The 16,515-nt window shown below is 38.7% G+C and carries 16 protein-coding genes and 1 tRNA gene; 12 read left to right on the top strand and 5 right to left on the bottom strand.

Features of this window, described 5'->3' with window-relative positions:
• Positions 1 to 18: 18 nt before the first annotated feature.
• The 3 genes from GQR93_RS10460 to GQR93_RS10450 all read left to right on the top strand — a co-directional run bounded on the left by GQR93_RS10460 (position 19) and on the right by GQR93_RS10450 (position 2,457).
• On the top strand, positions 19 to 1,020 hold the full coding sequence (locus tag GQR93_RS10460; protein WP_004466965.1) for a Gfo/Idh/MocA family protein: 1,002 nt from the start codon (positions 19 to 21) through the stop codon (positions 1,018 to 1,020).
• A 17-nt stretch (positions 1,021 to 1,037) separates the two neighbouring features.
• Positions 1,038 to 2,333, top strand: a complete 1,296-nt coding sequence (locus GQR93_RS10455) for a DEAD/DEAH box helicase (protein ID WP_004466967.1) — start codon at positions 1,038 to 1,040, stop codon at positions 2,331 to 2,333.
• Positions 2,334 to 2,384: 51 nt separating this feature from the next.
• Positions 2,385 to 2,457, top strand: a tRNA-Arg gene (locus tag GQR93_RS10450).
• A gap of 57 nt (positions 2,458 to 2,514) precedes the next feature.
• On the opposite strand, the gene GQR93_RS10445 is transcribed toward GQR93_RS10450, so the two are convergent.
• From GQR93_RS10445 to GQR93_RS10435, 4 genes are all read right to left on the bottom strand, one after another.
• The gene (locus tag GQR93_RS10445; RefSeq protein ID WP_004466969.1) at positions 2,515 to 3,786 is read right to left on the bottom strand and encodes a hypothetical protein; all 1,272 of its coding nucleotides are present in this window, start codon (positions 3,784 to 3,786) and stop codon (positions 2,515 to 2,517) included.
• Positions 3,787 to 3,964: 178 nt separating this feature from the next.
• A complete protein-coding gene (locus GQR93_RS15295) occupies positions 3,965 to 4,117 on the bottom strand; it encodes a hypothetical protein (protein WP_166427834.1) in 153 nt (50 codons plus the stop codon).
• Positions 4,118 to 4,148: 31 nt separating this feature from the next.
• Positions 4,149 to 4,622, bottom strand: coding sequence for a GtrA family protein (locus GQR93_RS10440; protein WP_003559658.1), 474 nt, complete (start codon positions 4,620 to 4,622; stop codon positions 4,149 to 4,151).
• Positions 4,576 to 5,523: a glycosyltransferase family 2 protein gene (locus tag GQR93_RS10435; RefSeq protein WP_035444689.1), complete on the bottom strand. Its 948-nt coding sequence runs from the start codon at positions 5,521 to 5,523 to the stop codon at positions 4,576 to 4,578. Before GQR93_RS10435 ends, GQR93_RS10440 begins: the two co-directional genes overlap by 47 nt.
• A gap of 426 nt (positions 5,524 to 5,949) precedes the next feature.
• Here GQR93_RS10435 and wecB point away from each other — a divergent pair, with 426 nt between their 5' ends.
• Together wecB and GQR93_RS10425 are read left to right on the top strand one after the other, a co-directional pair.
• On the top strand, positions 5,950 to 7,047 hold the full coding sequence (gene wecB, locus GQR93_RS10430) for a non-hydrolyzing UDP-N-acetylglucosamine 2-epimerase (protein ID WP_050757969.1): 1,098 nt from the start codon (positions 5,950 to 5,952) through the stop codon (positions 7,045 to 7,047).
• Positions 7,048 to 7,067: 20 nt separating this feature from the next.
• Positions 7,068 to 7,967, top strand: a complete 900-nt coding sequence (locus GQR93_RS10425) for a YihY/virulence factor BrkB family protein (protein ID WP_004466980.1) — start codon at positions 7,068 to 7,070, stop codon at positions 7,965 to 7,967.
• A gap of 133 nt (positions 7,968 to 8,100) precedes the next feature.
• Here GQR93_RS10425 and GQR93_RS10420 read toward each other — a convergent pair whose 3' ends face one another.
• Positions 8,101 to 8,556, bottom strand: coding sequence for a flavodoxin (locus GQR93_RS10420; protein WP_035444691.1), 456 nt, complete (start codon positions 8,554 to 8,556; stop codon positions 8,101 to 8,103).
• Between the two features lie 101 nt (positions 8,557 to 8,657).
• Between GQR93_RS10420 and recX the strand changes: the two genes are divergently transcribed.
• The 7 genes from recX to GQR93_RS10385 all read left to right on the top strand — a co-directional run bounded on the left by recX (position 8,658) and on the right by GQR93_RS10385 (position 16,514).
• Positions 8,658 to 9,458, top strand: coding sequence for a recombination regulator RecX (gene recX / locus GQR93_RS10415; protein WP_004466984.1), 801 nt, complete (start codon positions 8,658 to 8,660; stop codon positions 9,456 to 9,458).
• A gap of 92 nt (positions 9,459 to 9,550) precedes the next feature.
• Positions 9,551 to 10,102: a nucleoside tri-diphosphate phosphatase gene (ntdP, locus tag GQR93_RS10410; protein WP_004466987.1), complete on the top strand. Its 552-nt coding sequence runs from the start codon at positions 9,551 to 9,553 to the stop codon at positions 10,100 to 10,102.
• Between the two features lie 122 nt (positions 10,103 to 10,224).
• Positions 10,225 to 11,334, top strand: a complete 1,110-nt coding sequence (locus GQR93_RS10405; protein WP_375711590.1) for an AI-2E family transporter — start codon at positions 10,225 to 10,227, stop codon at positions 11,332 to 11,334.
• Positions 11,335 to 11,442: 108 nt separating this feature from the next.
• Positions 11,443 to 11,853, top strand: a complete 411-nt coding sequence (gene tagD, locus GQR93_RS10400; protein WP_003559674.1) for a glycerol-3-phosphate cytidylyltransferase — start codon at positions 11,443 to 11,445, stop codon at positions 11,851 to 11,853.
• Positions 11,854 to 11,954: 101 nt separating this feature from the next.
• Complete coding sequence (locus GQR93_RS10395; protein WP_004466994.1) at positions 11,955 to 12,803, top strand: hypothetical protein; 849 nt, start codon at positions 11,955 to 11,957, stop codon at positions 12,801 to 12,803.
• A gap of 13 nt (positions 12,804 to 12,816) precedes the next feature.
• A complete protein-coding gene (locus tag GQR93_RS10390; RefSeq protein ID WP_004466996.1) occupies positions 12,817 to 14,841 on the top strand; it encodes a CDP-glycerol glycerophosphotransferase family protein in 2,025 nt (674 codons plus the stop codon).
• A 98-nt stretch (positions 14,842 to 14,939) separates the two neighbouring features.
• On the top strand, positions 14,940 to 16,514 hold the full coding sequence (locus GQR93_RS10385; RefSeq protein WP_004466998.1) for a peptide chain release factor 3: 1,575 nt from the start codon (positions 14,940 to 14,942) through the stop codon (positions 16,512 to 16,514).
• The last annotated feature ends 1 nt before the right edge of the window (position 16,515 follow it).

The raw sequence follows: 16,515 nt of genomic DNA, 5'->3' as shown, positions 1-16,515 counted from the left end.
GGAAAGGCGGTTTTCTAGATGATTAAATTAGGAATTATTGGTACTAACTGGATTACCCAACAATTTGTTGAGGCAGTCAAGCTTACAGGAAAATATGAGTTTACAACCGTTTATTCGCGACATCTTGAGACAGCAACCGAATTTGCGACCAAAAATGGTGCTGAAAATACATTTGATGATTTAAATGCATTTTTTGCCAGTGACAGCTTTGATACGGTATACATTGCTTCACCAAACAGTTTACATTTTGAACAGGCAAAACAGGCAATTGAAAATGGTAAAAATATCATTGTTGAAAAACCGGCGTTTATGAATCAAAAGCAAATGGCAGAAATTCAGCATTTGCTTGATAAGCACCCGGAAGTCTTGTATTTTGAGGCGGCTCGAAATATTCACACCCCCAACTTCCATGCAATTGAAAAGAAGTTGAGTGAACTTAACGTTGTTTCAGGGGCTGAATTCACGTACTCCAAATATTCATCACGTTATGATCATGTTTTAGCTGGTGAAATTCCGAATGTTTTTTCACCAAAATTTGGGGGTGGCGCTTTGCAAGACCTTGGTGTATACACTGTTTATGATGCAGTGACCCTGTTTGGTATGCCGGAAGAGGTTTCCTATTATCCACAACTGATTCGCACGGGTGTTGATGGAAAGGGGACGGCTGTTTTGAGTTATCCCGAATATACCGTTATTTTAAATTTCTCGAAAATGTCGAATTCCCATATGACGTCCGAGATATATGGATTGAAAGACTTAATTGAACTTGATGATGCCGGGGAGATCCAACACGTTGATTATATTGATCCGGATGGTAAACGCCAAACACTTGGAGATTACGACGGGTCTAATCCAATGATTCCGGAGGCAAATGATTTTGCCAGAGTGATTAATGAACCAAATAATGACCAAAATATGAAGGATTATGCATATTGGCGTCAGTTAAGTGTCTATGTCAATAAGATTCTGTTTAACCTACGTCAGGACGCACACATTTCCTTTGTGGGTGAGGAAAAATAATAGAACGGAGAAAAAGATTGATTAGTGAATTTGAAAAGCATGCTGAGAAACTGGGATATCAACAATGGACGGCAATTCAAAAGGCGGTTTATCAACCGCTGAAGGATGGTCAAAGCGTTGTTGGCATTGCACCAACCGGTTCCGGTAAAACGGTTGCTTTTACGCTGCCATTACTTGAATCAATTAAATCAATCGATGGCACTAAGTTGATCGTGGTTGAACCTTCTGCCGAATTAGCCATGCAGACTCAAAAAACAATGCTTGAATGGGGCAGCCTAACCGGTTTGACAGTTCAAGGGGCTGTTGGTGGCGCTAATATTTCACGGCAGATCGAGCGCCTGAAGGAACACCCCAATGTGATTGTTGGCACAACCGGTCGTTTGATGAACCTGATTGAGCTTGGTAAGTTGAAATTGGACGATATTCAGACAATTGTGATTGATGAAGCCGATAATTTGCTAAGTGAAGATACACTGGATTCGATTCGAGAGTTAGTTGATCAGGCACCTGACGATACACAGTTGGGATTTTTCTCGGCTACTCAAAATGATATTTTAAAACACGTTAATCGTTGGTTCAATCAAGATATGCAGATATTCGATGTAACGGACATCGATGATACCCAGGGAATTGTGAAGCATGGTCTTCTTCAAGTTTCAAATAAGAAGAAGGAACAAATGTTGCTCCGATTTTTACACATGAAAGATTTTAAAGCACTGGTCTTTTTTGATCAGTTAAATACGCTTCAGAAAGTGTCCGGGTTTTTAATTCATCGTCATGTTCGGGAAGCAGCTAAGCTGACCAGCGAGCAGAATCAAACCAGTCGTCAAAATGCATTAAGAGATTTCCGAAAGGGAAAAGTGAGACTTCTTTTAACGACGGATGTGGCTGCACGGGGAATTGATATTCCTAAACTGCCAGCCGTTATTAATTTTGATTTGCCTCGGGATGCCAGAACATATACTCACCGAATTGGGCGGACAGGCCGAATGCATCAAAACGGTTTAGTGATTAACATGGGCGATGACCACGACCTGCGTCATTTAAAGCAACTGGTTCGAGATCAATTTGACTTGTCAAACGTTTATTTTAGTGGGAACCAACTTTCAGACACCAAACCTGAACGAACGGTAACGGATCTGGAAAAAGATGATAAGAATGATGAGGGACCAACTCAAGGATTAGAAAAGGTCGCCAACCAGAAGTCTCAAAAGAAGCGGCCGGTAATTTCAAATCCGGCGCCAAAACCACATCACAAAAAGAACAAGCATACTAATCGAAAAGGGATGCGGCATAAGCGGACTACTAAATAATTCTCTTTACATGTTGATTAATAAATGAGAAAATTGACATGTATTGTTTTTGGCCTCATAGCACAACTGGATAGGGCACCCGCCTCCTAAGCGGTTGATCCCGGTTCGAGTCCGGGTGAGGTCAGTAAAATCATTAATAGAAAAAAGCCAAAGCGAATTTGTTGCTTTGGCTTTTTTCTTATTAACGTTGATCCGCAATCGTGCCATCAGGGAAATGAGATATCGGTCCCAAAATAGCGTAATCATGTCCAAAAAGCTTAAGAGATTGATAGCTTTTTATTAGATCTGCAAAAAGTATATACCGAATATGATCGTGTAAATTGTGGTTGTGCATATAATGTGGTCGATTAAATTGCGCTTTTACTTCTTGCTCGCGTTTGTCTGGAGAAACGATATAGAGCATCATATCGCCTTTGTTAATTTCATACAGATCATCCATTCTATTCATTCCGGACATAATTGAGGTTGATTTTTCAACTTCAAAAGTTGCAATGGGTTCACCCGATTTAGTGAACCAGATAACGTCTATGAGCCTAACCGTTTCTTGAAGGGTGGGAGGGAGCTGTGTCATTGTTTTAGGCAGTGATGGCAGCGAATAGTCTCCCAAACGTTTGCCGTTTACCGTTCGATTGTGATCATTCGAAGCAATCCAAGACTGATAACCAATGCTATTTCCGATGTCGGCAAGAAGAAGTTGAACTTTATAGTGCAAACTCTTTAATTCCGTTGTCTTTTCGGCACTTTTTAGTTTTTTCATAGTGTGACTCTCTGTTATCTGAATGTACGCTTCACTTGTTTCCGGAATAATATAGTTTAGTTTACCAATATCAAACAGAAAAGCTGAAACAGCACCAAGATCTTTTGAAAATAAGCCACCAGCCTCATTTAGTTCGATTATGCCATCTCTTAGTTTAAAATAATCATTCCATTTTCCCAACCGGATTTTTGAATGGGTAAGATCATTATAACCTCGGACAATACTGGTGTTAAAGGGACAGAAGATGGTTGGTTCCAAAAAATAGAGGATGTTTGCAACGGCAGGGCCCAAACCCTTAATCTTTTTCTCTGCCAAGTTATTCACTGCTAACAGCATTTTGACTTCTTGTTTAGCGTTTATCACTTGGTCTAACATTTCGGCAAAGTCCAATTGATTTTGACGATTTTCGTAAATATCAGGAATGCGTAGTTTAGGCTTCCACATAAAGGCATGTTTTGCACCCTTGAAAATTTCTTGTTGCGCAATAATAATATTCATCACGGTTTCTAATGATGAACCATGTAAATCTCGCGGGAACTGATGCCTTCGAATGTCTGTTATGATCTGCTTCACGCCTTTTCGAACTTGATTAAAGGCTTTAAGACGGTTTTCACTGTGGATAAACCAAGTCTGGTAGAGTAACCCTTTCTTTTGTGTGTATTGATCAAATAAATCGGTTAAATAAGTGATGTTCATAGCTATTTTCACCTCAGCACTATGTCATATAATGATAGAATTGTTTTTATATTAGCGCTTCTTAAACAGAATTGCACGAAAATATCGTCTGCTTCGCCTAATTGATGGTATTAAAAAATCTCGATTCAATGAATAAAACTTCATTGAATCGAGATTTTTATAATCACACTTATTTAAATCACATCAAATAATTTGCGCAAGCAACTAAGATGGCGATTAAAATAACAGCCATTCCTAATAGTTTGAAACCATCGGCTGTTGTGTAAAGCCCCTTTGAAAATTCGGCTTTTCGCTTACGTAACGTTTGACGATTAAGATTTGGATTTCTCATAAAGGTTACCTCTTTATCACGGCTAGTTAATTCATTTCTTTTGGTCACGGAAAACAGCCCATTTAGACCAGAAATAGTTGATAATGACCACAATAACGTTGTCTATGATTTTAACAATGAATTGATTTCCACTCATGAGGGTAATACCAACAAAAAGGATACCTTGTTCAAGAATCAGGACGAGTAGTCGGCCACCGAAAAATGAGGCCATCTCACCAAGATAAGCGCGTGCCCCAGTTGTTTTTGAGTGAAAAACGTATGCACGGTTCGATAAGTACGCAACTAGCACACTAATAAACCAGGCAATAGTGTTGTTAACCATATAATTCCAATTCGTCAGTAAATGGAAGCCCTCAAAGACACCAAGATTGACGACAGTGGTGACAACACCCCAAAAAAGGTAGGAGATGACTTCACGATATTTGTCGTAAACTGCAGCTATTTTTTTCATTAAACGATTATTTTCTTTCTGCAATGATAAATTTTGGTCTGTGTTTTGTTTCAAGATAAATCTTCCCTATATATTTTCCAACAATTCCCAAACAGAATAACTGAACACCACTTAAAAATAGGATGATGGATACCAACGATGCCCAGCCATTGACCGAACCACCAAAGAAGAGGGCTCGGATAACAACAAATACTAATCCAATGATAGATAGAAAGCAAATGAGCCCACCAACAAGTGTTGCCATTTTTAACGGAACATCTGAAAAATCAACAACTGCTTCCAATGAGTACTCGAAGAGTTGAAAAATTGACCAGGAACTTGTTCCGGCTGCCCGGGGGACACCTTCATATTTTAAGTATTTGGTTTTAAAGCCAACCCAGGAAAACATACCTTTACTAAAACGATTGTATTCTGGAAGTTCCAAGAGCGCATCAACATACTTTCTTGTCATTAACCGATAATCCCGGACGTTTTGTTTTAATTGGACTCGTGACATCTTGTTAATGATTTTATAGAAACTGGCTGACAGAAAACCCCGAATCGGATTCTGTTTACGCGATGTTTGGACACAACCAACAACTTCATAATCCTGTTTTGGGTCTTCCAAAATATCGACCATTTGAAGGAGTAGCTCGGGGGGATCCTGCAAATCGACATCCATTACGGCAATATAATCACCCTTGGCGTTACTTAATCCCGCTGCCAGTGCCGATTCTTTCCCGAAATTTCGGGAAAATGACAAATAATGAACGGTATCCGGATGTTTTTCGTGGAGCTGACGCATAATCTCCAGGGTTTTATCCGCAGAGCCGTCATTTACAAATAAGTAATCCGGCCGATACTGGTCCTCATGTGTTTCGTTTAACTGTTTAAATACTTTTTCTGTTGTATTAAAGAAAAGCTCAACAGTCGGTTCCTCATTATAACAAGGAACAATTAGACTGATTGTCTTCAAAATAAATCCTCCAATTATTATACACAATAGTGATACCTTACCGACTGGTCTTCGTTATCTTTTACGATAAGTCGTGACCATATTATCAGAATTAGCTAAAAAACTAATCTAACCTTAAATCAACTGCCATGACATCCCGAAGATATGGATCGGCTTATCCACTCTCCAAAATGTCTTATGGTATGTACATCATCAAATTATACCATATCAAAAAAATGTGACGTTCACGACATGTTAAAAATTTGGCAATAAATAATTAAAATGTTTGATTAAATGCAAGAAACAAGCCTCTTCGGGGAAAGAAAATTCAGGGAAGAAAGTTATAGATCATTGAAAACTTTTTTAATTTGGTTTTAGAGTTGAACATCTTTGTTATAATGAAATCACTTGTTAAAGGAGAATTTTAAATTGAAACCTATAAAAGTTATGACTATTTTCGGGACGCGTCCTGAAGCAATTAAGATGGCCCCAATTATTTTAATGATGCAGCACCATTTGGATCAGTTTCAGCCAATTACTGTTGTAACCGCGCAACATCGGGAAATGTTGGATCAAGTACTTGATGTTTTTCATATTAAGCCAGATTACGATTTAAATATTATGAAGCAGGGACAAACACTAAGTGATATTACGACACGTGTCCTGACGCTGCTGGATCCAATCGTTGAGAAAGTGGTACCGGACATCATCTTAGTTCACGGAGATACGACAACAACGTTTGCGGCCAGTGTGAGTGCCTTTTATCATCAGGTTGAGATTGGCCATGTTGAAGCGGGACTTCGCACCTGGAATAAGCTATCTCCTTATCCAGAAGAGATGAATCGCCAATTAACTGATGTTTTGGCAGACTTATATTTTGCGCCGACAAAGCTGAGCAGGGATAATCTTCTTAAAGAGAATCATCCCGAAAAAAATATTTTTGTAACCGGGAATACGGCTATTGATGCGTTAAAACAAACCGTTTCTGCCGATTATCAACATTCTGTGTTGGATGAATTAAAAAGTGATTCAAAGATGGTATTGCTGACCATGCACCGACGCGAAAACCAGGGAGAGCCAATGCGACGAACGTTTAAGGCAATTTCAGATGTTTTAAAGACACACCCCAATGTTGAAGTGGTTTATCCGGTTCACCTTAGCCCAGCGGTTCAAAAAGTTGCGCATGACGTTTTTGACGGAAATCCACAGGTTCATCTTATTGCGCCGTTGGATGTACTGGACTTTCATAATATGGCGGCACGGAGTTATTTCATTATGTCGGACTCCGGGGGTGTTCAAGAAGAAGCACCATCGTTGGAAAAACCTGTCCTGGTATTGCGGGATACCACCGAAAGGCCTGAAGGAATTGAAGCCGGTACACTAAAATTGGTCGGGACAGATCCTGCTGTTGTAAAAGAAAATATGACGCAGTTGTTAGACGATCAGGTTGAATATCAAAAAATGGCGGAGGCAAAGAATCCGTATGGGGATGGTAAAGCCTCCAATAGAATTTTAAAAGCCATTTTGGCTCGATTTTCAAAATAATTAGGTAAGTGGGTTGGCTAATGATTAAATCAATTTATTTGAAAACTAAACAATTTATTCAAACCTTGGTTAGTCATTATTCGCAGGGAGATGTTTCCGATTCTGCAGCTGTATTGGCCTTTTATTCACTAATGTCTATTTTTCCGATTTTGTTTATTGGTGGTAGTATTCTTAACCTCTTCCATATTCACACAGGAGATATTATGGAATATGTCAGGCCGATCTTTCCGGATCGGATTTATGTCATGCTTGAACCGGTTATTGATTCAACTTTAAGAAGTGGCGGCACCAGTCAATTATCCATAGGATTGATTGTGACAATTTGGTCGGCCAGTCGCGCCATTGCGGCTTTTCAACGAAGTATTAATAAGGCATATGGCGTTGCGGAAGATCAGACGGCTATTTCAAATCGAATCTTGTCATTTTTGTGGATGCTGTTGTTAATTGTAGTTGTGGTCGCGGTCATGATTGCTTTTGCGCTCAGCCAATTTGTCTTTAGCTGGCTGTCGCCCATTCTTCATATTCCACAATCGATCATTAGTTTTGTTTCAACAGTTAAATGGCCTTCGACAATGATTCTTGTGTGGTTGCTATTGAGCGTGTTATTTTACATTGTGCCCACGGCTAAAGTTAAGTTCAGGTACGTTTGGTTTGGGGCATTGTTTACTACGCTGGGCTTGATGGTATTAGCACAAGCCTTTTCAATTTATGTCACTTTTTTCGCTCATCGAGTTGATGCATACAAAACCATCGGCACTTTTATCGTATTGATGTTTTGGTTGGACTTCTCAGGTTTGATTATGTTGTTGGGTGGTGTCATTAATGCAACAATCCAAGAACTTCGAATGGGAAAAATCCAAGAACAGACCGATGCCATTGAATCAGTCTTGAGAAGGGCTACGAAGCGAAAGAGAAAATAATTAATTCACACAAACCAAGGTTTCTATTTGAACATTTTTGGCTTGTTAATAATCGTGATTAAACTAAAAGAGGTTGGACAAAATGACTTTTGTCTCAACCTCTCTTCTCCTGCTGGAATGCCATTATCATAATTTATTGTAAGCTTTTAGCTTTTTCAATTAGTTTCTCAGTAAAAGCGTCCAATTTTTTAATATCGTCTTCATCAGGTTCCAAATTAATTTTGACACTATCAGCCCCAATTGTGGCCCCGGTTTTTTTGAAGGCTTCTTCAAATTTATCAACGGAAACGTTATAGTATTCTTCGTAAAAAGTGTCTCCAGAACCGGCAACACCAAAAACCTTGCCACTCAGCTTTTCATCACTCAGGTCCTCATAGAAGTCAAGTCCTTCTTCAGGCAAAGCACCTTCGTCATATGTATATGGGCAAACAACACAAATATTAACATCTTCAAAAACGGATGGATCAGTTTGTGAAATTTCGGTCTCGGTTACTTTAACGCCGGCATCTTCAAGATGTTCGGTTACAATATCCGCAATATCTTCGTTGTTGCCGGTAATGGTTGCGTAAACTACATGGGCAGTTATCATATTAGTCATTCCTCTATTTTGATTTGGTTTCAGTATAGCAAATCCAGTCGTTAAAGTGAATTCGATTCGGCCGTTTAAATGTAAGAAAGGGGTTGAAAGCCATGACACAATCAATTACTAAAATAGAAGCACAAAAACGTAAGGGAAGATTTAATGTTTACGTTGACGGTCAATATGCCTTTCCGATCAGTGAGGATGTTTTTATTAAATATCGGCTTTTTAAGGGAATGGAATTAGACAAGCAACTGATTGAAACCTTAAAAAATGCTGATAATATTTCAAAACTGCACACGCGTGCTTTAAATTACCTTGCTCATAATTTACGGACTGAGCATGAAGTCAAGTCAAAACTACTTGAGATAACGGATAATCCTGACGCAATCGAGCAGGTTATTTCCCAGTTGAAGGATCAACAGTTGGTCAATGATCGAAAATATGCAGATAGTTATGTACGCACGGTTGTTCGTCAAAAGAAAAATGGGCCAAACTGGATTCGCCAGAAATTATTTGAAAAGAAGGTGCCCAAATCCCTGATTGATGCATCTCTTGGGGATTTCTTTCCTGAGGATCAGATGATAGAGATTGGCGTCACAGTTGCTGATAATCAACTCCGCCATCATCAAAATGAGTCGGAGAAAATGGCCATTAATAAAATAAAAGAAACGCTGGTTCGACGCGGGTTTGGATTTGACATTATTCCAGATATTATGGAGCAGGTTGATACATCCGGGCTGGCTTCCCATGATAGCGATATCATCGGTGGAGTTGCGGAAAAATACTGGCATAAATATGCCAAGCTTGAAAAATATAAGCAACTTCAAAAAACAAAGCAGGCATTATTTCGCAAGGGCTTTTCAATGGATGATATTGAGGCAGTTTTGGAAGATCTTGCTGAAAGTTAAATTCATTCGGAAAATAGCGCCTACTCTGATATAATTACCATTGGATTGGTAACAATCGTAACTGATAGCTTATTCAGAAAGTGGGTACCACAATGCCACGTGGACAACAATTGCCAAAGGAGGGTGACTTCATTGCGATTCAAAGCTACAAACATGACGGTAGCCTGCATCGTGTTTGGCGAGATACGATGGTATTAAAGAACGGCGAAAATTCACTTATTGGATGTAATAATCATACTTTGGTTACTGAGGACGATGGTCGTCACTGGGTAACCAGGGAACCCGCTTTGGTTTATTTTCATAAACATTATTGGTTTAACGTTGTCGCGATGATTAGGGATGATGGAATTGCGTATTATTGTAATTTGGCATCCCCGTATGCTTTAGACAAAGAAGCCTTAAAATACATTGATTACGATTTAGACGTTAAAGTTTTTCCGGATGGCAGGCGAAAGCTCTTGGATGTCGATGAGTATCTGGCTTTCAGCAAACGCTGGGATTATGGTCCAGAAATTGACCATATTCTGAAGAAAAACGTTCGGATTATTGTTGATTGGATTAACAACGAAAAAGGTCCGTTCTCAAAAGAATTTATTGCAATCTGGTATGAGCGCTACTTAGCCTTATCCCGCCAACGTAAATGAGAGTCACTTTAATAATAGTTGTTTGGTAAATAATCGATTTGCCGGACAGCTATTTTTTTAACGTTGAAAAATTATGATACAATTGCCGTAACCAACTAAATTTGGATAGGGGGATACTCTCGGTGTTTGAAAGATTAAAAAATTCTCCCCTCATGTTTTGGTCCTTGGAGATTTTACTTGTCGTCGGGATCATCTGGGGATGTACGCAAATCAGCTTTATGTTTTCACCCATTGCCATTTTTTTCTCCACGATTTTTATACCGGTTTTACTGGCAGGAATACTATATTATATGTTGAATCCGATTGTTAACCTACTGACTAAAATTCCGATAGGTAGGAAGAGGGTATCACGAACCTGGGCAGTAACACTTGTTTTTTTATTGTTATTAGGAATTATTATTTTACTGGCCACGGTCTTTATTCCTAAAGTATTAAATCAGTTGATGAATTTGGCTAATAATGTGCCTGGCGCTATTAATGACGGTCAAAACCTTCTTGAAAAGGCGCTAAAGGAAATGAATTCTCAACAACTGTTGAAAAAGATTGATTTTACCCAGCTGACTCAAAAGTTCTCAACCAATATTACTGATTATGCAAACAGCTTCTTCAATGGATTAACCAGTGGTATCGGCGGCGTTATTTCAGCAGCTGCAAATGCTGTCATTATCGCGGTAACTGTTCCGGTTGTTCTTTTTTACATGTTAAAAGACGGGTATCGCTTGGCTCCTAATATTAAATCTTTCTTACCGGAAAGGCATCGTGAACAAACAATGGATCTGCTTTCTGCTATGAACCGAACCATCTCCAAGTACATTTCAGGTCAGATGATTGAATGTCTATTTGTCGGAACGTTTACGGCCATTGGATATTTGGTTATTGGGTTGCCTTATGCACTGTTACTTGGCGTGATTGCCGGAATCTGTAATATTATTCCTTATCTTGGTCCATACATTGGGATCGCGCCGGCCCTGATCGTTTCATTTTCTCATGGTGGCTGGTTAAGCATGGTTTATAACATTGTGATTGTGATTATCGTGCAACAGATTGATGGTAACCTGGTTTATCCAAATGTTATTGGCAAGTCACTTCAAATTCACCCGTTAACGATTATTATTATCCTGTTGGCCGCTGGAAACATTGCCGGTTTGATGGGGATGATTTTAGCCGTACCACTTTACGCGATCGTTAAAGTAATTGTTGTTCATCTCTATAACATTTATCAGCTGGATTAATTTTAATTATTTTTAATAATCAGTAATTGATATTGACGTTGAAGCTGGTTATGCTACTATTTAAGTTGTGTTTATTTTAATTTCTAGTAACAGATAGTAGGAGATTTTATGAAAAAAGTAATTACTTACGGGACGTTTGATTTATTACACAAGGGTCACGTTAGATTGTTAAAGCGTGCAAAAGCTCTTGGTGATCATCTGACCGTGTGCTTGTCTTCTGATGAGTTTAATGCCGAAAAAGGCAAAAAAGCATATACGTCCTATGAAGATCGAAAATACATTTTGGAAGCAATTAAATATGTTGATGAAGTGATTCCTGAAACTAATTGGGATCAAAAAATTCATGATGTTCAGGATCGAGATATTGATGTATTTGTAATGGGTGATGATTGGAAAGGCAAATTTGACTTTCTGAAAGATTATTGCGAAGTTGTTTATTTGCCTAGAACTGAGGGTATTTCAACAACCAAAATTAAAGAGGATCTTGGCTTAACCGATTCAAAGGATTGGCAGGCTTAGGTTTACTCGACTAAAGAGAGGCTGTTCGCAAAACAAGGTGTTTTGCACCAGCCCCCTTTTATTATGAGTTGCATTAGTTGCGATCTATTAGGAGGAAAGTAATGAAACGGGCAATTTTCTTGGTGACAAGCATTCAGGGCATTAGGAAACCAACATTTTTAAAACAGTTATTAGCATTGATTAATGATCATTATGAGGTTGCTATTTTATTTGCAATGACCAATTTTGATGAGGTTTGGCAGGCAAAACGTGAATTTAACACAATTAACGAGAGAGAACATTTGCCGTCTGTTCGGATCATTACCTTGGGAGACGTTTATGCTGATCATTCTGGAATCTTACTGAAAGATAATGATTATCTTAATATAGATCTGACAAAGTTCACATCGTATGAGTCACACACAAATCGTTTAAAGGTGACGCGATATGTTGATGATACCGGTAATATTATTGCAGAAACGCTTTTTGGGGATAATCAGGTTCGGTTACATACAATTCTTTTTGATAAGAACAGCCGAATCATTCAGATTAATAATTACAATCAACAGGATCAACTTTATGGTATTGAAAAGTGCAATGATGATTTTGTTGATGAGAGTCTCTTGTTGAATACGAAATCAGAATTGGTCTTTAGATTTACCAATTACGTGATGTCTCAAAAGATCAATTACGGTGTTGCGGAGACATCTTTAATTCCGGTTCCTGCGAGTTTATCGGAGATTTCCAGTAACAAGAAGGAAGATCCACTGACACATTATGAAGCCAAAGGAGAATCCATCGTTACTAAAGCAACGTCATACAGTGACTATCATCGATATGATGATATTAATGCGTTCTACCATCAGGTGTTGTTAAATATGAACATTGACGATGCTAGAATTTATTTAGATATTAATAACATTATTGACGCGTCCAAGTACTTACCAGGAAAGCAAATCTTTAATTATTAAGGGGAAATCAAAATTGCGAGCGATACTATCGGGAGTTCATCAAAAAAAAGGACTTCAAGTTCTAGAATTTGAATTGTTAGATGTTGCTACTTCTCTTGAGCATGCTTATATGTTATTCGTTGAAAAAAATAGTCTTGCTTCTGTTATGAAACCAATTACGAAGGTTTTAAATCATAACATTATTCGAGTGAAAATTGACGCTCAGGACTTTCATTTTGAAGCGGCGGATCAAACCGAGTTTGAATGGCAAATTTTTTTGGTTGATAATGCGACTAATTTTAAAAACGTGGTTCAGATTGAAAGTGAATACTTAAGTGACCGTCATCAACTTGAATTAACCAGTTATTATCAATTTAACAGTGACGCTCAGGGAATGGCGTTATTTAATATTCGAACCCATCAATCCGATCAGGACTTCATGATTAATTCTGTTAACTTAACGGACACTGATCTGGAAATCACCGGATATAATAAAATTAATGGGACACCGATTAAGAATCAACGAATTATTCTACAAAATCGACTCAATGATGGTAAGTTGGATTATCCTGTGTCCCAAACAATGTTTGCAGGCATGTTTAAGGTTGGCATTCCATTAACGGATATACCTAAGGACTCAGTTGGTGAGTTGTCCATTAAATATGAACTTGCAGGTCAGGAAATTAACCAACGCTTGATTATTTCCAAATCACTGAGTGGCCAATCAGTTGAAGCAGATTTACCCGGTAATCGGGTGATTACGATTGAAAAGCGATTTGATAATGGCCTTTTAGTTAAAGAATTCCAAGGGGCTTCATTGCTTGAAAAAGTTGCAGCTGCTGGCGGCAAAGCACATGGTTTGCTGGAAGTCTGTCGGCTCGTTCAGGATAAGTTGAATCTGGCAAGAATGCGCTTCTTATTTAAGGCAGGGCACTCCCCTTATGAAAATACCACCATTATTTTTGAAAGTTTTGGCGGGCGACAGGTAAGCGACAGCCCATACGCCATTTATCGTCTGTTTCAAACACTTTATCCCGGTATTACTATGATTTGGTCAATTGATCGGTCTCAAAAAGCATTTTGTAAAGAGAACCAAATCGCCTACGTTATTAGACGAACGTCCAAGTGGGTTCGGCTTTTGGAAAAATCACAATTTTGGATTAGCAATGCCCGTTTTCCTTCATGGGTTAAAAAACCGAGCTATGTCACTTATATTCAAACATGGCATGGAACACCGTTGAAAAAACTGGGCTTGGATATTGAGAACGTTTCAATGCCAGGGACAACAACAGCCAAGTACCATAAAAACTTTGTTCGTGAAGCTAATAGATGGGATGCACTGGTTTCTCCCAATGATTATTCAACCCAAATTTTCCGTTCTGCTTTTGGGTTTAATAACCAAATTTTAAAAGTTGGATATCCACGTAATGATGAGTTGATTAACACGATGCCTGATGAAATAACTGAAATTAAGAATAAATTGGGCATTCCTTTGGATAAGAAAGTTGTGATGTACGCACCAACTTATCGTGATAACCAGTTTGCGGAAAAGGGAAAGTACACCTTTGAACTGCCGTTTAGCCTGGATGATTTTCGTAAATCTTTCGGCGATGACACTGTTTTGATTTTAAGGATGCATTATCTCATTTCAAATGCACTTGATATATCAGACTATTCCGACTTCGTATATGATTTCTCAAATTATCCTAATATCAGTGATCTTTATTTGGCTTCTGACTTACTTATTACAGATTATTCATCTGTGTTCTTCGATTATGCTTATTTAAAACGACCAATTCTATTCTATCCATATGATTATCATTTATATAAAGAAGAACTTCGAGGTTTTTACTTGAATTATGAACGGGACTTGCCGGGTAAGATTGCCCATAATTCTCAAGAGTTATTGGCAGAAATCCATCATGCACTTGGGCATCCGGATATGAGTGCCAACCAGCAGTTTATGAACTTTTATAACCGATTCTGTGCAATTAATGATGGGTTGAGTTCCCTGAAGGTTGTTAATTATGTAATGCACCAGATCGAAAGTGGTGTCTAGTTTAAGTTGGTTAAGCTGCCAATCGTGCGATTGGTGGCTTTTTGCTGTATGAATATGTTAAACTTAGTGAGTTATTTTACGTTTGAAAGGAAGTCAATATGAGCAATCAAAAATTACAGACAAGGGACAGCACACGGCGGACATTCGCGATCATTTCACATCCGGATGCCGGGAAAACAACGATTACCGAGCAGTTGTTACTTTTTGGTGGTGTTGTCAGACAAGCCGGGACAGTAAAGGCTCGAAAAACCGGAAACTTTGCCAAATCTGACTGGATGGAAATTGAACAAAAGCGTGGAATCTCTGTGACGAGTTCTGTGATGCAGTTTGATTATGGTGGTAAGCGAATCAATATCTTGGATACACCAGGGCATGCCGATTTTTCGGAAGATACTTACCGAACGTTAATGGCTGTTGATTCTGCAGTGATGGTGATTGATTCTGCCAAGGGTATTGAACCACAAACAAAAAAATTATTTCAAATTTGTAAAATGCGTGGTATTCCAATTTTTACCTTTATGAACAAGCTGGATCGTGACGGCCGCGATCCAATGGATTTAATTGACGAGTTGGAAACAGTGCTTGGTGTTCAGGCATATCCAATGAATTGGCCGATTGGAATGGGAAAAACCTTGGAAGGCATTTTTGACCGGTACAATCATCGGGTTGAGTTATATACGCATGCTCAAAAAAGCCAAATGGTGCAGTTGGATGACAACAATAATCCGATTAATAATGCTGAATTAGCAGACGATGACCAATTTCAAGAAACCAAGGATAGTATTGATTTATTGGATATGGCTGGCAATAAATTTGATGAAGATAAGATTGCCACCGGTGATTTAACACCCGTTTTCTTTGGTTCGGCTTTAGTGAATTTTGGTGTTAAGACATTCTTTGATGCCTATTTGAAATACGCGCCGGCGCCAAGTGCACATAAAACCCAGGAAGGCGATACGATTCAACCTGATGCCGATCGGTTCTCGGGCTTCGTGTTTAAAATTCAAGCAAATATGAATCCCAATCATCGTGATCGAATTGCATTTGTTCGAATTTGCTCAGGTGAATTTGAAAAGGGCATGGATGTTAATTTATATCGAACTCAAAAGAAACTTCGATTATCTAATGTGACCGAATTTATGGCGAATACCCGTGAAAATGTGAATACAGCTGTTGCCGGAGATATTATCGGTCTTTATGATACCGGTAATTTTCAGATTGGCGATACGATTTACACAGGTAAAGCACCGGTTGAGTTTGAGAAATTACCGCAGTTTACTCCTGAATTGTTCGTTCGGGTTTCTGCGAAAAATGTGATGAAGCAGAAATCGTTTCACAAGGGGATCGATCAGTTGGTTCAAGAAGGAGCCGTTCAGCTGTATACATCCTATACGACAAATGATTATATTCTTGGAGCAGTTGGTCAATTGCAATTTGAAGTATTTCAGTTCAGAATGAAGAACGAGTACAATTCAGACGTTAATATGGAACCAATGGGTCACAAGATTGCCCGATGGATTGATCCGGATCAACTTGATGAAAAAATGTCATCATCACGAAATTTATTAGTGAAAGATCGTACAGGACAACCATTGTTCTTGTTTGAAAATACCTTTGCAATGCGTTGGTTTAAGGACAAGTACCCAGACGTTACGTTAACGGCTAAACTATAAT

Source organism: Lentilactobacillus hilgardii, from assembly GCF_009832765.1.
Lineage (GTDB): Bacteria > Bacillota > Bacilli > Lactobacillales > Lactobacillaceae > Lentilactobacillus > Lentilactobacillus hilgardii.
The sequence above is the reverse complement of the archived record's forward strand: the minus strand, read 5'-3'. Positions and strand labels throughout refer to the sequence as shown.